The sequence below is a fragment of the Pseudomonas sp. PDM21 genome, from assembly GCF_014852505.2.
GTDB lineage: Bacteria > Pseudomonadota > Gammaproteobacteria > Pseudomonadales > Pseudomonadaceae > Pseudomonas.
Genome location: NZ_CM181223.1, coordinates 3,637,117 through 3,653,640, shown reverse-complemented (window position 1 = coordinate 3,653,640; position 16,524 = coordinate 3,637,117). Strand labels below are relative to the sequence as shown.

16 protein-coding genes are annotated in these 16,524 nt (G+C 65.5%); 9 read left to right on the top strand and 7 right to left on the bottom strand.

From position 1 onward, the window contains the following. Positions 1 to 125: 125 nt before the first annotated feature. The 3 genes from IB275_RS16790 to IB275_RS16780 all read left to right on the top strand — a co-directional run bounded on the left by IB275_RS16790 (position 126) and on the right by IB275_RS16780 (position 3,363). Positions 126 to 746: an FMN-binding negative transcriptional regulator gene (locus IB275_RS16790; RefSeq protein ID WP_192296093.1), complete on the top strand. Its 621-nt coding sequence runs from the start codon at positions 126 to 128 to the stop codon at positions 744 to 746. A gap of 110 nt (positions 747 to 856) precedes the next feature. Continuing rightward, a complete protein-coding gene (locus tag IB275_RS16785; RefSeq protein ID WP_192296092.1) occupies positions 857 to 2,035 on the top strand; it encodes an acetyltransferase domain-containing protein in 1,179 nt (392 codons plus the stop codon). Beyond that, on the top strand, positions 2,032 to 3,363 hold the full coding sequence (locus tag IB275_RS16780) for an OprD family porin (RefSeq protein ID WP_318652572.1): 1,332 nt from the start codon (positions 2,032 to 2,034) through the stop codon (positions 3,361 to 3,363). The genes IB275_RS16785 and IB275_RS16780 overlap by 4 nt, the downstream gene beginning before the upstream one ends. Here the strand turns inward: IB275_RS16780 and IB275_RS16775 are convergent, their stop codons facing one another. After that, the gene (locus IB275_RS16775; RefSeq protein WP_192296091.1) at positions 3,364 to 3,765 is read right to left on the bottom strand and encodes a hypothetical protein; all 402 of its coding nucleotides are present in this window, start codon (positions 3,763 to 3,765) and stop codon (positions 3,364 to 3,366) included. It abuts the gene before it with no gap. 251 nt (positions 3,766 to 4,016) lie between these two features. Further along, positions 4,017 to 6,020, bottom strand: coding sequence for a peptidase U32 family protein (locus tag IB275_RS16770; RefSeq protein ID WP_192296090.1), 2,004 nt, complete (start codon positions 6,018 to 6,020; stop codon positions 4,017 to 4,019). A gap of 416 nt (positions 6,021 to 6,436) precedes the next feature. On the opposite strand from IB275_RS16770, the gene IB275_RS16765 reads away from it, so the two are divergent. From IB275_RS16765 to IB275_RS16755, 3 genes are all read left to right on the top strand, one after another. After that, complete coding sequence (locus IB275_RS16765; protein WP_192296089.1) at positions 6,437 to 7,453, top strand: alpha/beta hydrolase; 1,017 nt, start codon at positions 6,437 to 6,439, stop codon at positions 7,451 to 7,453. Positions 7,454 to 7,538: 85 nt separating this feature from the next. Then, the gene (locus tag IB275_RS16760; protein ID WP_192296088.1) at positions 7,539 to 8,093 is read left to right on the top strand and encodes an antibiotic biosynthesis monooxygenase; all 555 of its coding nucleotides are present in this window, start codon (positions 7,539 to 7,541) and stop codon (positions 8,091 to 8,093) included. Between the two features lie 19 nt (positions 8,094 to 8,112). Further along, a complete protein-coding gene (locus IB275_RS16755; protein ID WP_192296087.1) occupies positions 8,113 to 9,951 on the top strand; it encodes an amidohydrolase in 1,839 nt (612 codons plus the stop codon). Positions 9,952 to 10,276: 325 nt separating this feature from the next. On the opposite strand, the gene IB275_RS16750 is transcribed toward IB275_RS16755, so the two are convergent. Both IB275_RS16750 and IB275_RS16745 read right to left on the bottom strand, forming a co-directional pair. Beyond that, complete coding sequence (locus IB275_RS16750; RefSeq protein ID WP_192296086.1) at positions 10,277 to 11,035, bottom strand: anti-sigma factor family protein; 759 nt, start codon at positions 11,033 to 11,035, stop codon at positions 10,277 to 10,279. Next, positions 11,032 to 11,541, bottom strand: coding sequence for a sigma-70 family RNA polymerase sigma factor (locus IB275_RS16745; RefSeq protein ID WP_081519714.1), 510 nt, complete (start codon positions 11,539 to 11,541; stop codon positions 11,032 to 11,034). Before IB275_RS16745 ends, IB275_RS16750 begins: the two co-directional genes overlap by 4 nt. A 162-nt stretch (positions 11,542 to 11,703) precedes the next feature. Between IB275_RS16745 and IB275_RS16740 the strand changes: the two genes are divergently transcribed. The 3 genes from IB275_RS16740 to IB275_RS16730 are packed head-to-tail and all read left to right on the top strand — an operon-like array spanning position 11,704 to position 13,549. Next, positions 11,704 to 12,750, top strand: coding sequence for a catalase family peroxidase (locus IB275_RS16740; RefSeq protein WP_192296085.1), 1,047 nt, complete (start codon positions 11,704 to 11,706; stop codon positions 12,748 to 12,750). Beyond that, positions 12,750 to 13,310, top strand: coding sequence for a cytochrome b (locus IB275_RS16735; RefSeq protein WP_192296084.1), 561 nt, complete (start codon positions 12,750 to 12,752; stop codon positions 13,308 to 13,310). The genes IB275_RS16740 and IB275_RS16735 overlap by 1 nt, the downstream gene beginning before the upstream one ends. Further along, positions 13,307 to 13,549 carry a DUF2790 domain-containing protein gene (locus tag IB275_RS16730; protein ID WP_192296083.1) on the top strand — a complete coding sequence of 81 codons (243 nt, stop codon included), beginning with the start codon at positions 13,307 to 13,309 and terminating at the stop codon, positions 13,547 to 13,549. The genes IB275_RS16735 and IB275_RS16730 overlap by 4 nt, the downstream gene beginning before the upstream one ends. Positions 13,550 to 13,762: 213 nt before the next feature. Here the strand turns inward: IB275_RS16730 and IB275_RS16725 are convergent, their stop codons facing one another. From IB275_RS16725 to IB275_RS16715, 3 genes are all read right to left on the bottom strand, one after another. Beyond that, entirely contained in the window at positions 13,763 to 14,788 is a 1,026-nt protein-coding gene (locus IB275_RS16725; RefSeq protein WP_192296082.1) for a sterol desaturase family protein, read from the bottom strand. Positions 14,789 to 15,172: 384 nt separating this feature from the next. Beyond that, positions 15,173 to 15,718 carry a hypothetical protein gene (locus IB275_RS16720; protein WP_192296107.1) on the bottom strand — a complete coding sequence of 182 codons (546 nt, stop codon included), beginning with the start codon at positions 15,716 to 15,718 and terminating at the stop codon, positions 15,173 to 15,175. A gap of 59 nt (positions 15,719 to 15,777) precedes the next feature. Then, positions 15,778 to 16,476: a hypothetical protein gene (locus IB275_RS16715; RefSeq protein ID WP_192296081.1), complete on the bottom strand. Its 699-nt coding sequence runs from the start codon at positions 16,474 to 16,476 to the stop codon at positions 15,778 to 15,780. Between the last annotated feature and the right edge of the window lie 48 nt (positions 16,477 to 16,524).

Genomic DNA, 16,524 nt, shown 5'->3' with positions numbered 1-16,524 from the left:
TGCATAGGTTGTACCAAAACTTCGGTTGCCGCAGATTGGCTCTGTCGCCACAGTCGCTAATGGATCTTTATAGGGTGCCAATGCGGCGGCATGATGACCACATTCACCTGCTGTCGAGGCCTTACATGTACGTACCTGCGCATTTCGAGGAAACCCGCCCGGACGAGTTGCACCGGCTGATCCGCGACTATCCCCTGGGCATCCTGGTCACCGGCCATGACGGTCTGCTGGATGCCAACCACCTGCCGTTCGAGCTGGAGCTCTCCGGCGAGAAGCCGCTGCTGCGCGCCCACGTTGCCCGCAACAACCCGGTCTGGCAGGAGGCTGACGGCGAGGAGGTGCTGGTGATCTTTCGTGGCGAGCACGCCTATGTCTCGCCCAACTGGTACCCGAGCAAGCACGAGGCGCACCGCCAGGTGCCGACCTGGAATTACCAGGTGGTACACGTGCGCGGGCGCCTGACGGTCATGGACGAGGAGCGCTTCGTGCGCGGTGTGGTCGGCCGCCTGACGCGCACCCACGAAGCAAGCGAGGAGAAGCCGTGGAAGATGAGCGACTCCACCCCGGAGTTCATCAGCGGCATGCTGGCGAACATCGTCGGCATCGAGGTGGAGATCGGCGAGATCATCGGCAAGTCCAAGCTCAGCCAGAACAAGGAAGAGCGCGATCGCCTGGGTGCCGCCGAGCGGCTGGAGCAGCTCGGCAGTGGCGAACTTTCCGCAGCGATGAAGGGCGCGCTGGACTGAGTTCGTGCCGGTGAGGCCCGTTCCAGACATGTCCGCATGTTTCGAGGGGTTGGCGGATCGAGTGCGTGGAATGTAATAATATTACAATTCAATCGCAATTGATTCCGCCCATGACCTCCGCATTGAACACCGCAACACCCTCAATCGCCAAAGCCGCTACCCGACTCCACTCCATCGATGCCCTACGCGGGCTGGTGATCCTCTTCATGCTGCTGGATCACGTCCGCGAGACCTTCTACCTGCACCTGCAGGTGAGCGACCCGATGGATGTGACCCAGACCGACCCGGCGCTGTTCTTCAGCCGCACCCTGGCGCACCTTTGCGCGCCGGTGTTCGTCTTCCTCACCGGGCTTTCCGCCTTCCTTTATGGCGAGAAACACGAGGGCCGCGCGGCGGTCTCGGCCTTCCTGTTCAAGCGCGGGCTGTTCCTGGTGCTGCTGGAAATCACCCTGGTGAACTTCGCCTGGACCTTCCAGTTTCCGCCGCAGGTCATCTACCTGCAGGTGATCTGGGCCATCGGCCTGAGCATGCTGGCGCTTTCAGCGCTGATCTGGCTGCCGCGCGCCGCGCTGGTGGTGCTGGGAGTGGCGCTGGTGGCCGGGCACAACCTGCTCGATGGGCTGCACTTCGCGCCCGGCCACTGGGCACACGTGCCCTGGGCGGTGCTGCATGACCGCGGCTGGATCGAGGTGGGCGATGCGCTGCGCTTGCGCACGTCCTATCCGTTGCTGCCGTGGATCGGGGTGATTGCCCTCGGGTATGCCGCCGGGCCCTGGTTCGGTCGTTCTGCCGATGCTGCCCGGCGCACTCGCAACCTGCTGCTGGCGGCGGCCATCGCGCTGGGCGGTTTCATCGCCTTGCGCCTGAACAACGGTTATGGCGAGAAGGCCTGGGGCGATGGCGATACCGACCTGCAACTGCTGATGAGCTTCTTCAACATCACCAAGTACCCGCCGTCCCTGCTGTTCCTGGCGCTGACCCTGGGCATCGGCCTGCTCCTGCTGGTCTTCTTCGAGCGCCGAGGGCAGGGCGCACTGGCGCGCTGGCTGGCGGTATTCGGCGCGGCACCGATGTTCTTCTACCTGCTGCACCTCTATGTGCTGAAGTTGCTGTACCTGTCAGCCGTGGGGCTCTGGGGGCTGAACCGCGGGCAGTACTTCGGCTTCGATTCGGTGTGGGCGGTCTGGTTGGGTGCGCTGGTGCTGATCGTCGCCCTGTACCCGCCGGTACACTGGTTCGCCGGGCTCAAGGCCCGTCGTCGCGATATCGCCTGGCTTAAGTACCTGTGAGGCTGCGTAGTTCCGCCGTGCTGCTGGCGCTGTCTGCGCCGGCGTTCGGCGCGGTGCAGGGGGAGTCCGGCGGTTTGGTCGAGGACAGCCGCTGGAGCCTGCTTAACCGCACGGTGTTCGACCAGCGCGAGTACCGCCATGGCGACCGCAACAGTGGCGCACGCAATGCCTACAAGCCTCGCAGCGAGCGCAATGGCTATGCAGAGGAGTGGGCCTATGGGCTGATGGGCAGCCTGCAGTCAGGTTTCACCCGTGGCAGCGTCGGATTGGGGATGGATGCGCACCTCTACCAGGGCGTGCTGTTGGACAGTGGCGGTGGGCGCGCCGGCAAGGCACGGCTGGTTGGCCTGGATAACGAAGGCCACCCCAAGGACAGCTTCGCTCGCGGCGGCGCGGCGTTGAAGGCGCGGATGTCTTCGACCACCCTTTGGTGGGGCGAGCAGCGGGTAAAGACGCCGGTGTTCAGCTCGTCTGACAGCCGCCTGCTGCCGGAAACGGCCACTGGTTTCTTCCTCTCCAGCGAGGAGTTCTCCGGGCTGCGGCTGGTGGCCGGGCACTTCACCGAAAGCACCGATCGCAACGCCTCCAGCCATGATCGCGGCTTCGTGGTGAACTACTCCAACGCCCGCCAGGGCGATGCCTTCGACCTCGCGGGCTTCACCTACGCGCCAGTCAAGTCGGCAAGCCTTAGCCTCTTCACCTCGCGCTACGAGGACAGCTGGCGCCAGGACTACCTCGGCGGCACCATCAGCCAGCCGCTGAGGCAGGGGCAGGACCTGTCGCTGAACCTCAACCTCTACCGCACTCGCGACACCGGGCAGGCGCTGTCCGGGCGCATCGACAACACCACCTGGAGCCTGCTCGGCGGCTACGGTTTTGGCGCACACCGACTCAGTGTCGGTTACCAGCAGGTCGAAGGCGACACGCCGTTCGACTACGTGACGCGCGGGGCGATTTTCATCACCAACGCGGTGCAGCTATCGGACTTCAATGCGCCCAACGAACGCTCCTGGCAGTTGCGCTATGACCTGGACCTGGCTTGCTTCGGCGCGCCGGGGTTGTCGATGGCGGCGGCCTACGTGCGTGGCACGGACATCGATGGCAGCCACGTCGACCCGCGTGGCGGCTACGCGTACCTGGGCTACGGCGAGGGCGGCAAGCACTGGGAGCGCGACCTGATGCTGCAGTACCGCGTGCCGGAAGGCCCGGCCAAGGGGCTGCGGCTGGTGCTGATGCACAACAGCCACCGCGCCAATGCCGCGCAGGCGGAGCTCAATACCGATCAACTGAGGGTTGCCGTGGAATACCCGCTGGACGGCGGCTTCTGATCAGAGCCCGCCGAGCAGGTCGTGGGTGTCGAGCAGGCGCCAGGCGATCTCCGGGTTCCTCTCCAGGCCCCGGCGGATTGCGGCGGGTATGGCCTGGCGGGTCTTGCGACAGAGACCGGGCTGCTCGTCGAAGTCGAATTCGATGCCGCGCATGGTGCGCACTTCGTTGAAGCCGGGGGCGATGTGCAGGCGGATGCCAAGCTGCTCGTAGAGCTTGTGCTGCATGCGCTGCAGGTCGGACAGGTCCTTGAGGTTCTCCAGCCGCTCCAGCAGGCGCTGCTCCTCGTGCCGGGTGAGCAGCAGGATGCGCAGGTCGGCGTCGGGCTGTTCCAGCAGGCGTTCCCGGTCGCAGTTGCAGGCGCCGGGCGGGCATTGCTGGCGGAGCGGGGGAGTGGCGGTCATGTCCCGATCATAGCGGGGGATCGGGAAATTGCGCAGCGCTGCTTCGGTGAAAACCTGCCGGCTGAATGCAGGGCTTTACATTCTGCCCAACGGTCCCCTCTCCCTTCAGGGGGAGGGTTAGGGAGGGGGGAAGAAAGTTGGCACTGACATCGAAGCAAGACTTGGCTCCGTAACCCTCTCCCCAGCCCTGGCTGCGCGCCCCGCTCCGAAAGGAGAGGGAGCAAAGCGCACTCCAGCGCGGCGCGCGGACCTCAGTGCGCCGGCTTGCGAATGGTTTTGAGCAGGTCTTCCGGGCTGATCTGCCCGACGATGTTGCTCACGCCTTCGCTGCCCGGTTGCGGCAGGCCGAGGATGTGGCCCTTGATCTTGCCGATCACGTGCATCTCGCACGGCTTGCAGTCAAACTTCAGGGTCAGCACTTCGTCGCCGTGGATCAGCTGCATCGGCTGCACCTTGGTGCGCACGCCGGTGACGCCCTTGGCCTGTTTCGGGCACAGGTTGAAGGAGAAGCGCAGGCAGTGCTTGGTAATCATCACCGGCACTTCGCCTGTCTCTTCGTGGGCCTCGTAGGCCGCGTCGATCAGCTGTACGCCGTGGCGGTGGTAAAACTCGCGGGCCTTCTCGTTGTAGACGTTGTACAGGAACGACAGGTGCGACTCCGGGTACACCGGCGGCGGACTGGTTTCGGCCTTGCGGCCACCGCGCGGGTGGGCCTGCACGCGGGCTTCGGTGAGCGCCTCGATGGCCTCGCGGCGCAGCGACTTGAGCTGGGAGTTGGGGATGAAGAACGCCTGCGGGGCGTCCAGCTCGATCCGGTCGGCGTGGTACTGGGTGGTGCCCAGCTGGCCGAGCAGGTCGTGCAACTGGTCCAGCGCCTGTTCCGGCTTGTTGGCGGCGCCGAACGGGCCGTCCAGGGCGACGCTGGCGCTGACACCTTCCTCGCTGGTGGCGGTCAGTTCCAGGCACTCTTCGCGCAGTTTTGCGACCCACGACAGGCCGACGCGGCGCTCGGCGGAAGTCTTCTGCAGCGCCTGCTGCCAGTTGTGGTCGAGGTTGCGTGACAGCGGGTGGTTTGGGCGCAGACGGTAGAGGCCCTCGGGCATCTCGTTGGGCTCGACGCGGTAGCGGTAGCGCTTCTCGCCGTCCTCTTCGAATTCACCTTTCGGCTCGGCGATGTTGGCGCGGAAGCCGACCACTTCGCGCTTCACCAGCACGTTGAGGCCGTCGCCGTTGGACAGCGGGTCCTTGGTCACCACCAGCAGGTCGCGCTTGCCGACCTTTTCCACGGTGCCCACCGGCAGGCCGGTGAAGGTCGGCGAGTCGAAGGCGCCGATGTCGATCTTGCGGTCGCTGACGAAGTAATCGGTGCTGCCACGGTGGAAGGTCTTGTCCGGGTCCGGCACGAAGAAGTGGTCGGTGCGGCCGCTGGAGGCGCGGGCCAGGTCCGGGCGCTCGGCGAGAATGCCGTCCAGGCGCTGGCGGTAATAGGCGGTGATGTTCTTCACGTAGCCCATGTCCTTGTAGCGCCCTTCGATCTTGAAGGAACGCACGCCGGCGTCCACCAGGGCGCTGAGGTTGGCGCTCTGGTTGTTGTCCTTCATCGATAGCAGGTGCTTCTCGAAGGCCACCACGCGACCCTGGTCATCCTTCAGGGTGTAGGGCAGGCGGCACGCCTGGGAGCAGTCGCCGCGGTTGGCGCTGCGGCCGGTCTGGGCGTGGGAGATGTTGCACTGGCCGGAGAAGGCCACGCACAGCGCGCCGTGGATGAAGAACTCGATGGCGGCATCGGTCTCGTCGGCGATGGCGCGGATTTCCTTGAGGTTCAGCTCACGGGCCAGCACCAGCTGGGAGAAGCCTGCCTGATCGAGGAACTTCGCCCGCTCCAGGGTACGGATGTCGGTCTGGGTGCTGGCGTGCAGCTCGATCGGCGGGATGTCCAGCTCCATGATGCCAAGGTCCTGCACGATCAGCGCATCGACGCCGGCGTCGTAGAGCTGGTGGATCAGCGCGCGCGCCGGTTCCAGCTCGTTGTCGTGGAGGATGGTGTTGATCGTGGTGAACACCCGCGCGTGGTAGCGGTGGGCGAACTCCACCAGCTGGGCGATATCGCTCACCTCGTTGCAGGCATTGTGCCGAGCGCCGAAGCTCGGGCCGCCGATGTAGACGGCGTCGGCGCCATGCAGGATGGCCTCGCGGGCGATATGCACATCGCGGGCAGGGCTGAGCAGTTCCAGATGGTGTTTGGGCAAGGACATGATTTCTTCTTTATCAGGCGTGCTTGTCAGGTATGACACGGGCAATCGCGCATTGTACCGGCCAAACGCCGCGCCGGCACCCGTGGCGTGCCAGGCGGCGTAACCCCCGGTCGCTCCGGCTGCCCCTGTAGGAGCGGGCCATGCCCGCGAACCGCGGACAGCGTCCGCGCCAACCGCCGCTCCGCTCTCGCCAACTGACGCTTTGTAGGATGGCGTGGAGCGCAGCGATACCCATCCTACGTTTGTACCTGCGCGGGAACGCCCGCCACCTACGGCAACTCTGCAACGCCCCTTCAGCCCCCCTTGCAGAACTGCAAAGTGACCCTGCAACCCTGTCTATTCCGCGCTTTGCGGGCATGGATCAAGATTCGTTCGTCCTTTCGGAACACCTCCCCCCACTTTCAAGGAACCGAATCATGAACGCCAAGAAATCCCTGCTCGCCGCCTCCCTCGCCCTGGTCATCGGCAATGTGTTCGCCGCCGGCAACCCCACCGTCGAACACAACACCCAGGCCTTCCTCGAAGCCCTGGAAGCCGGCAAGGGCCAGCCGCTGGAAACCCTCTCGCCGAAAGACGCCCGCGCCGTACTGACTGGCGCCCAGGCCTCGGTGAAGGTCGACCTTTCCGGCACCCAGGTCAGCGAGAAGACCGTGCAGACCGACGTCGGCCCGGTGAAACTGACCATCGTCCGCCCGGCGGGCGTGAAGGGCACGCTGCCGGTGTTCATGTTCTTCCACGGTGGTGGCTGGGTGCTGGGTGACTACCCGACCCACGCCCGCCTGATCCACGACCTGGTGGTGAACTCCGGCGCGGTTGCTGTCTACGTCGATTACACCCCGTCCCCCGAGGCGCAATACCCGGTCGCGATCAACCAGGCCTACGCCGCGACCCGATGGGTCGCCGAACACGGCAAGGAGATCAACGTCGACGGCAAGCGCCTGGCTGTGGCCGGCAACAGTGTCGGCGGCAACATGGCAGCGGTGGTCGCGCTGATGGCCAAGGACAAGGGCACGCCCAAGCTGCGCTTCCAGGCGCTGCTGTGGCCGGTGACCGACGCCAGCTTCGAGACCGGCTCGTACAACCAGTTCGCCCAGGGACACTTCCTCACCAAGCCGATGATGCAGTGGTTCTGGGACAACTACACCACCGACCCAAAACAGCGCGCCGAGATCTACGCATCGCCCCTGCGCGCCACCACCGACCAGCTCAAGGGCCTGCCGCCGACCCTGATCCAGACCGCCGAATCCGACGTGCTGCGTGACGAAGGTGAAGCCTACGGTCGCAAACTCGACGCCGCCGGTGTGGCTGTCACTTCCGTGCGCTACAACGGAATGATCCACGACTACGGTCTGCTCAACGTGGTGAGCAAGGTGCCCGCGGTCCAGGCCGCCATGCGCCAGGCCGGTGAAGAGCTGAAGGTCCACCTGCAGTAAGCCGCTTATCCAACCAGCCGCTTTCCTCCCTCGCCACCGGGCGGGGGAGGTCACTTCTCTGGAGGCCTTTTTGGAGGGAATCCCAATGAGCCAGCCCACGCCGCAAGAATCCGTCACCCTGATCATTCGCCACCGTGCCCGCCCCGATGGCGTCGCCGCCTATGAAGCCATCCTGCGCGAACTGACCCGCGCCGCCAGCGAGTTCCCCGGTCACCTGGGTGTGGATGTGATGCGCCAGGGCGACCATTTCACCTCCGTCTTGCGCTTCGCCAGCGCCAACGAACTGCAGGCGTGGCTCGACTCGTCGCAGCGTCATGAACTGATCGAGCGCGCCAACCCGCACCTGATCGACGTCGAACAGAAGGAACTGCACACCGCCCACGAGTTCTGGTTCACCACCCCGGACAGCCCCCAGAAGCAGCCGCCGCGCTGGAAGCAGGCGACCATTTCCTACCTGGTGATCCTGCCGCTGGTGATGCTGGTGCCGCAGCTCTGGCGCCCGCTGTTCGCCCAGGTCCCGCTGCTGGGCGGCTTCGTCCTCGCCAACATGCTCGTCGTCGCGACCATCGTCCTGCTGGTGGTCTACGTTTTCATGCCACGGGCCACGCGCCTGTTCTCCGCCTGGCTCAATGCCCGCTGATCGAAAGAGGAACATCGCCATGTACGCCGACCTGATCCTGACCAACGGCCGCTTCCACACCGTCGACCGCGAGAAACCCGAGGCCACCGCTGTAGCCATCGCCGACGGCAAGTTCATCGCCGTGGGCACGGAAGCCGAGGCCATGGCCTTCCGCGCCGGCGCCACCCGCGTCATCGACCTCAAGGGGCGCACCGCGATCCCAGGCCTCAACGACTCGCACCTGCACCTGATCCGTGGCGGGCTGAACTACAACCTCGAACTGCGCTGGGAAGGCGTGCCGTCCCTGGCCGACGCCCTGCGCCTGCTCAAGGAGCAGGCCCTGCGCACGCCGTCGCCGCAATGGGTGCGCGTGGTAGGCGGCTGGAACGAATTCCAGTTCGCCGAGAAGCGCATGCCGACCATCGAGGAGCTGAACCAGGCCGCGCCGGACACCCCCGTGTTCGTCCTGCACCTGTACGACCGCGCGCTGCTCAACCGTGCCGCACTGCGCGTCGTCGGCTACACGAAAGACACGCCGAACCCGCCCGGCGGCGAGATCGTCCGCGACAGCAAGGGCGAGCCCACCGGCATGCTGGTGGCGCGGCCCAACGCGATGATCCTCTATGCGACCCTGGCCAAGGGGCCGAAGCTGCCGTTCGACTACCAGGTCAACTCTACCCGCCAGTTCATGCGCGAGCTGAACCGCCTGGGTGTCACCAGCGCCATCGACGCCGGCGGCGGCTTCCAGAACTACCCGGACGACTACCAGGTGATCGAACAGCTGGAGAAAGACAACCAGCTCACCGTGCGCATTGCCTACAACCTGTTCACCCAGAAGCCCAAGGAAGAACTGGCCGACTTCAAGAACTGGACCAGCAGCGTCCAGTACGGGCAGGGCAGCGACTTCCTGCGCCACAACGGCGCCGGCGAGATGCTGGTGTTCTCGGCCGCCGACTTCGAAGACTTCCTCGAACCGCGCCCCGACCTGCCCGGCACCATGGAAGCCGAACTGGAGCCGGTGGTACGCCATCTGGTCGAGCAGCGCTGGCCGTTCCGTCTGCACGCCACCTACGACGAATCCATCTCGCGGATGCTCGACGTGTTCGAGAAGGTCAATCGGGACATCCCGTTCAACGGCCTGCACTGGTTCTTCGACCACTGTGAAACCATCTCGCCGAAGAATATCGAGCGGGTGAGGGCGCTGGGCGGCGGCATCGCCATCCAGGACCGCATGGCCTTCCAGGGCGAATACTTCGTCGACCGCTACGGCAAGCAGGCCGCCGAGGCTACGCCGCCGATCAAGCGGATGCTGGCCGAAGGTGTGCCGGTGGGCGCCGGCACCGATGCCACCCGTGTCTCCAGCTACAACCCCTGGACCTCGCTGTACTGGATGGTCAGCGGCAAGACCGTGGGCGGCATGGAGCTGTACCCGGAAGGACTGCCTCGCAGCACCGCGCTGGAGCTGTACACCCACGGCAGCGCGTGGTTCTCCAACGAGCAGGGCAGGAAGGGCATGCTCAAGGTCGGGCAGATGGCCGACTTGGCGGTGCTCTCGACGGACTACTTCAACGTGCCGGAGGAAGAGATCAAGGCCATCGAGTCAGTGCTGACCGTGGTGGACGGCCGCGTGGTGTTCGGCAGCGGCGACTTCGAACGCCACGCGCCGAGCGCCATTCCGGTACTGCCGGACTGGTCCCCGGTGGCCAAGGTCCCCGGCCACTGGCGCCCACAGGCGCCGCTGCAGAATGCCGTGCACCAGTGCGTCGGCTCCTGCGGCGTGCATGGCCACAGCCACGAACGCGCTCGCCAGTCGAGCGTGCCGGTGAGTGATTTCCAGGGTTTCTGGGGCGCATTCGGCTGTTCGTGCTTCGCCTTCTGACCCAAACGATGGCCCGCTCCTTGTAGGAGCGGGCCATGCCGCGACCGGCGGATAACGTCCGCACCGACAGCCCCGTTGATACCGCCGGCTAACGCTTCGTAGGATGGCGTGGAGCGCAGCGATACCCATCGATCCGTGCACCGACAGCATGGGTATCGCTTCGCTCCACCCATCCTACGTTTGCTCCAGCGGACTGCGTCCGCATTGTTCCGGCGCCGGCTCGGCCGCAGGCATGGCCAGCTCCTACAGATTGGCTCCACGCTTCACTTGTAGGATGGGCGGGGGCGCCCAGCCCATGCCCGCGAGCCGCGGACAACGTCCGCGTTCAGAACCCCACCAACTGCCCCACGGCCTGCGCCTGCGGGTCATCGCTGCGGCTCACCAGGGCGTAGTTGTAGCCACCCCGGCTCCAGTAACGCGCCAGCAGGTCGCCATCCGTGCGCTGCCCCTGCGGCAACATCTCGTGACGCGGGCCCGGCGGGCGGATGAAGAAGGTCAGCCGGCGACCTTGGCCATCTTCGTAGATCACCAGCGCCGCCGCGCCCTGTTCGGTCGCGAGCAAGCGGGCGCCAACCGTCTTCAGGCCAACCTGCTCCAGCGCCGGCGGTGGCGGGGCGTCTTTCAGGTAGCGAGCCAGCCAACCGCGCAGGTCGCCGCCATCACGCAGGTCCAGGCCGTTCTGGTTGGCATCGGCAAACAACCGGTAAGCCTGCACTGCGTCCTGCATCGGCACCATGCCGCGCATCATCGCGTCGCCGCGCATCTGCCAGCCGCCCATGCCACCGACGCCCAGCGCCACCAGCAGAGCCGCCGCCGTGGCCAGCCGCGTGCGCCGGCGCTGCTGAATCTGCCCGCGAATCCGCGCCGGATCGAGCTGCTCGGGCAGCGCACCACGGGCCTGCCCGGCAAAGGCCGCGCGTAATTGCTGGGCATCCTGCCGCCAGCCTTCCACGCGGCGGGCGTCGTCCGGGTGGGCGGCCAGCCAGGCTTCCACCCATTGGCGGCGCGACGGGTCCAACTGGTCGTCGATGTAGGCGTGCAGATCCTGTTCCTGGGGAGTGCCGTCGGGAATGCGTTCGTTCATTTCAGTACCCGCAAAGAAGGAGTCGCCGCCTGTCCTTCGCTCAGCGCGCGCAGCGCCGTGCGGGCGCGCGACAGGCGGGACATGACGGTGCCCATGGGAATATCCAGAGTCTCGGCTACCTCGCGGTAGCTCAGGCCTTCGACGCTGACCAGCGTCAGCAGCGCGCGCTGCTCGGCGGGCAGGCGCTCGAAGGCCTCCAGCGTCGAGCGTGCGCTGACGATGTCCTCCGGCGAGGCGCTCACCGCGCTGTCCGCACCGAACAGGCTGAGCAAGCGCGCATAGCGTTTCGCACGGCGCTGCCCGTCGATGAAGTGCCGGTAGAGGATCGAGAACAGCCAGGCGCGCAGGTCGCCGTCGTCGCGACGGCCGGTCCAGGCCGACAGCGCCTTCTCCAGGGTCGCCTGGACCAGGTCGTCGGCGCTGCTCGCGCTGCGGGTCAGCGACAGCGCGAAGCGCCGCAGCCGAGGCAGCAGTTCGCGCAGTGAATGGTCGTCCAGTGAGTGCATCGGGGCGCCAGGAATGGGTGGGTTCGAGCGAGAAAGACGAACGCAGCGGCGATCTATTCCCTTCGCGGGGAAAAATAATTTATTCGCCCTCGGTGGGAATAACCCGTCGCACGGTGCGTCGTACCGGCTCAACGCATTCAGCCTAAGCCTGAGGAGCTGGAAATGACAGAAACACCGCCCACCGCACCCAACGTGCCCCTGCGCCTGGCCGCCATCGGCGCCGTGGTGCTCGGCGTGGCCGCCGTCTTCGCCTACGTCGCCGGCTGGCTCGACCCGCAGCGGCTCACCCCGGCCAGCGTGATCAACACCCTGGAGCACAACAGCGGCGTCTACCCCGGCTACCGGCGCAACCACGCCAAGGGCCTGTGCGTGATCGGCCACTTCGACAGCAATGGCGGCGCGGCCAGTCTGTCCCGAGCCAGCCTGTTCTCGGTCGGCCGCTCGCCGGTGGTAGGGCGCCTCGCCATTCCCGGCGGCAACCCCAAGGCCAGCGACGGTGCCGCGCCGATCCGCAGCCTGGCCCTGCGCTTCCAGCCGGCCGACGGCCAGGAGTGGCGCACCGGGATGAACGCCATGCCGGTCTTCGTCGTGCGTGATGTCGCCAGTTTCTACGCCCTGCAGCAGGCCACCGCGCCGCAGCCGGGCACCGGCAAGCCCGACCCGGAAAAGGCCGGCGCCTTCTTCAAGTCGCACCCCGAGACGCAGGCCTTCCTCAAATGGGCCAAGTCCTCGACGCCGTCCTCCAGCTACGCCAACAGCGCCTACTACAGCCTCAACGCGTTCTATCTGGTGAACAAGGAAGGCAAGGAGCAGCCGGTGCGCTGGTCCGTGCAGCCCGAAGCACCGGTCGAGCCGCTGGCCGCCGACAAGCGAGGTGATGCCGACTTCCTCGCCGCCGAACTGGCCCAGCGAATCGCCGCCGGCCCGCTGCGCTGGCGCCTGCAGTTCACCCTCGGCGAACCCGGCGACAGTACCGTCGACCCCACCCAGGCCTGGCCCGACAGCCGCCGCACCGTGGACGCCGGCGAACTGGTGATCGAGCGTCTGCAGCCGGAAATCGGCGGCGACTGCCGCGACGTCAACTACGATCCGCTGATCCTCCCCGACGGCATCCGCGCCTCCGATGACCCGCTGCTCAGTGCCCGCTCGGCCGCCTACTCGGAATCCTTCAACCGTCGTACCCGTGAGCAGGCCCAGGAGACCCACTGATGAAACCGACTTACTTCCCGCTCTCCCTGCGCGTGCTGCACTGGCTGATGGCCGTGCTGGTGCTTGCCATGCTGCTGATCGGCCTGGGCATGGTCGCCAGCGTCTCCCCGCGCCATGCCGCGCTGGTTGCCATCCACAAACCCCTGGGCGCGGCGCTGCTGGTACTCGTACTGCTGCGCATCGTTGTGCGCCTGAGCCAGCGTATCCCCGCACTGCCCAGCGACATGCCCGGCTGGCAACGCAGCGCCGCGCACCTCTCGCACTTGGCGCTCTACGGCCTGCTGCTAGCGCAGCCGCTGGTGGGCTGGACCATGCAATCCGCCGGCGGCTACCCCGTGGTGCTCTGGGGCGGCTTCGAACTGCCCGCGCTGGTTTCGCCGTCGGTGCAACTTCACACCCTCCTGCGCAGCGCCCACACCTTCATCGCCTACGCCTTGCTGGCAACCATCCTCCTGCACCTCGCCGCCGCGCTGTTCCACGGGCTCATTCGCCGCGACGAAGTCCTCCCTAGCATGACTGGCGCACCCATGCCGCGCAGCTCCAGCGGAGAGCAGCCATGAAGCGCTTGCTCGCTGTCGCCTACCTATTCACCTCCTGCGCGGCCCTCGCCGCGCAGGAGGCTCCTCCCGCGCAGGACTACCACTACGGGCAGAAACTCGACATCAAGCGCGTGGTGCAACAACCGGACCTGGGGTTCTGCGGGATTCGCGAAGTGGAGATGACTTACGAAGACAGCGCCGGGCAGCGGCATACGCTGCGGTATCCGGTGTGGGGGCAGGGGTGTGGGAATGAGAATTGAATGGTAATGGGGCGGGGGCTATGTGGCCCCCATTTCGCTTTGGGAGAAGAGCGGAAACGCTATTGGCACGTTGATTCGATATCAACGTTCAGATAGAGGTATGGTCTGTCCTGGGCTATTGAGCTTTTAAGCCCAGGTAGAAGTACTTTTTAGCGTGTAGCCGGGAATGAGGTGTAGGGCCAGTGCATGCAGTTGCATGCACCACCCATCGTGTCAGGACGATTTGGGAATCGTAGCGGCCGCTCTGGATGCTTGTTTGATCTTCCGCACCGTCTCCACAAACGGCGTAACGATCAGGCTCCACAGCGAAGAATACTTCCCGTCATCCTGCTCCCCGGCGCCGAACTGGATCGGCTCCGGCGCGCGCTGGGTGACGTAGAGCGTGCCGAACATCCAGTCCCACAGCGACAGGTTGATGCCGAAGTTCCTGTTGAAGTGGCGGGGCGCGTCGCTGTGGTGGATCTGGTGCTGGGCGGGGCTGTTCAGCACATGCTCGATTATCGGCCCGAACGACAGCCACACATGGCTGTGGCGCAGGTTGGTCGCCAGCACGTTGAACAGCAGGATCATGTAGGTCACGCCGAACAGCGTGTAGGCGCTGATTTCTCCGCCGCAGAGGTACCAGAAGGCGCCAGCATAGGCGCCCAGGGCGAAGGCGCCGGCCAGCTGCGCCGCCAGCTTCTCCACGAAGTGCACGCGGCTCGCGGTGATCGGCGTCAGCACCGCCGCCGAGTGATGCACCTTGTGGAACGCCCACAGCCAGCGTGAATGGAAGGCGCGGTGTACCCAGTAGTTCTTGAAGTCGCTGACCAGGAACACGCCAAGCCCGTAGAGCAGCGACAGGCCGAGGTTCGTCCCCAACTGTGGCCGCGCGCCCCAGAGGTGGGTGAAGAAGGCGATGTAGTCGCCCGAGCGCAGGATGTACGGATCGACCAGCCCGACGATGGGCACCAGCAACGCCACATTGAGGATGCCGCGCACCAGGTAGTAGCGGTAATCCAGCAGCGCCGAGCGATGCAGGTTCACCCGGCTGCCACCGATGAACTGCCAGAACGACGCCGCCTGCGTCAGCCCGCGCTGCCGGCGGAAGCGGAACAATGCGTAGGCGATGGCGTAGGAGCACAGCAGGAACACCACGCCGACGCGGCCGCTGAGGTCGAACAGGCCGGCGACCTGATGGGTGATGGGGTTGATCACCCACTCGGTGAAGTGGCGGTGGAGGTGCGGGAGGTCAGGCATGGGCGCTGGCGCCGGGAGTCAGGTGAACAGGCTTGTACGTCGAGTGACCGCCCACGGCGCTGAGGCGCCAGCGACTCATGGGGTGTTACGCGTTCGCTAAGCATGGAACCTGGGGGAGCACGCTGTCAAAGTCCAGCGGTGCCGGGGCGGGGCAATTCGACAGGGGGTCGTCAGCAGCCTGATGTGCGGAGGCGACTGGATTGGCCTGAAGTGGTCTGCGGAGCGGGGGCCATCGATGAGAGGGGGAGGCGCCGCCCGGTGACTAAACCGGGGCGTGAACCTAAGGGAGGCGGCCAAGGACCGACATCCGCGAAGCTGTAGGTTCCGCGCGAAGGGCAGGGTGAAGACGCTTGCCAGTCAGCAACGAGCCGCGTGGTTGAAGGCTCAGGCTGCTGTCGCCAATGGCTGCTGCTGTCGATCCAGCGTTTCCTGGAGTTCAGCCACGGAATCCAGGACTCTCTGTGCCCAGCGATCATCGTCCGGACGCACGACAACGACGCGGAAACCATGGTCATGGCCTTCGCTCTTCACGCCTTCGGAATCATCGACATGCAGGTCGATATCGAATGCCGGCGGAAGTTTCGAGGGGGAGTTCGCCAGCCCGCGCTCGGTCAGGGCCTGGTTGTGGCGAACGCTGTTGACCACGCCGTCGACGTGGATGCCGTACAGCAACAGCCAGCGCCTGATATAGGACGGTGTGCGGCCGGAGGACGTGTAGACCCAGATGCTGCAGCCCTGGCGGCGCAGTTCCCGGGTCAGGGAGCGGGTGCCGATACGCAGCGGTTCGCCAAGCCAGCGATGAACAAACTCCGGGAGCTTGCTGGGTTCGACGTCGCTGTGGTGGGGGAGGCAGGCCAGGGTGTCATCGATATCGAACGAAATCCGAATGCGCGGGCGTCCGAAGCGGTAAGGCGCAACGGAACCCTTCATGGCGTCCCACAGCTGATCCTTGATGGCCAGGCAGGTGGCGAGCATGGGTTGCGTACTCATCAGGTACCTCCCTGACAGGCGGAGGCGTGCTTCTCGCCAAGGAAAAATCGGTCCGGATCCGGTGAATGATCTTCGAGGAAGGCGGCGTACTTTTTCTTGATCTTGGGCAATTCGAATAGCGCCTTTACGCCATGCTTGGCGGAGTTGCGGATGACCGATGACGGGTTGTAGTAACCCTTGGCGTTGTCCAGGGTCAGCACAAACGGCGGCAGCCCGGCGCGTATCAGCAGATAGCTGACGATCAGCGAGCCGCTGCGATGGTTACCTTCGATGAACAATTGCGGTTTGCTCAGAATCCGCACGTAGACACCGGCGGCGCGCTTCCACACCGATTCGCTGTGATACGCGCAGTACCAGTTGTACAGGTCCTTGATGCCGCCTTCGACGTTGTTGAAGAAGTGCGCCTCGGTGGCCGCCAGGTGCGGCGCGAATTCCAGCCGACGGGCAGGGTCGCGGCCGCAAAGCACGGTGGCGTTGATCTCCAGCATCAGGTTCACCTGTTGCAGATCGAACAGGTCGACGCCCCGTGCGACGTAGTCGTCGATAAGGGCGTAACCCTCCAGCACGTTGTGCAACACCTCATCGGTGAACGGATCACGCGGCTCGGTAAAGCACTGGCTGAGCTCGCCGAAACGGCCTTGCACCTCACGCAGCGCACGTTCAATCGCTCGCAGATCAAGACGGCGCGTGGCAGGCATGGGCAACCCAGAGGATGAGGTGTGTGGCTTCATACGTCTGCAGGTTCG

Coding starts and splice junctions, on each gene's coding strand:
- IB275_RS16750 (WP_192296086.1), bottom strand. CDS start 11,035: ATGAACGAACGCATTCCCGACGGCACTCCCCAGGAACAGGATCTGCAC.
- IB275_RS16745 (WP_081519714.1), bottom strand. CDS start 11,541: ATGCACTCACTGGACGACCATTCACTGCGCGAACTGCTGCCTCGGCTG.
- IB275_RS16725 (WP_192296082.1), bottom strand. CDS start 14,788: ATGCCTGACCTCCCGCACCTCCACCGCCACTTCACCGAGTGGGTGATC.
- IB275_RS16760 (WP_192296088.1), top strand. CDS start 7,539: ATGAGCCAGCCCACGCCGCAAGAATCCGTCACCCTGATCATTCGCCAC.
- IB275_RS16765 (WP_192296089.1), top strand. CDS start 6,437: ATGAACGCCAAGAAATCCCTGCTCGCCGCCTCCCTCGCCCTGGTCATC.
- IB275_RS16715 (WP_192296081.1), bottom strand. CDS start 16,476: ATGCCTGCCACGCGCCGTCTTGATCTGCGAGCGATTGAACGTGCGCTG.
- IB275_RS16785 (WP_192296092.1), top strand. CDS start 857: ATGACCTCCGCATTGAACACCGCAACACCCTCAATCGCCAAAGCCGCT.
- IB275_RS16770 (WP_192296090.1), bottom strand. CDS start 6,020: ATGTCCTTGCCCAAACACCATCTGGAACTGCTCAGCCCTGCCCGCGAT.
- IB275_RS16730 (WP_192296083.1), top strand. CDS start 13,307: ATGAAGCGCTTGCTCGCTGTCGCCTACCTATTCACCTCCTGCGCGGCC.
- IB275_RS16790 (WP_192296093.1), top strand. CDS start 126: ATGTACGTACCTGCGCATTTCGAGGAAACCCGCCCGGACGAGTTGCAC.
- IB275_RS16775 (WP_192296091.1), bottom strand. CDS start 3,765: ATGACCGCCACTCCCCCGCTCCGCCAGCAATGCCCGCCCGGCGCCTGC.
- IB275_RS16740 (WP_192296085.1), top strand. CDS start 11,704: ATGACAGAAACACCGCCCACCGCACCCAACGTGCCCCTGCGCCTGGCC.
- IB275_RS16720 (WP_192296107.1), bottom strand. CDS start 15,718: ATGAAGGGTTCCGTTGCGCCTTACCGCTTCGGACGCCCGCGCATTCGG.
- IB275_RS16735 (WP_192296084.1), top strand. CDS start 12,750: ATGAAACCGACTTACTTCCCGCTCTCCCTGCGCGTGCTGCACTGGCTG.
- IB275_RS16755 (WP_192296087.1), top strand. CDS start 8,113: ATGTACGCCGACCTGATCCTGACCAACGGCCGCTTCCACACCGTCGAC.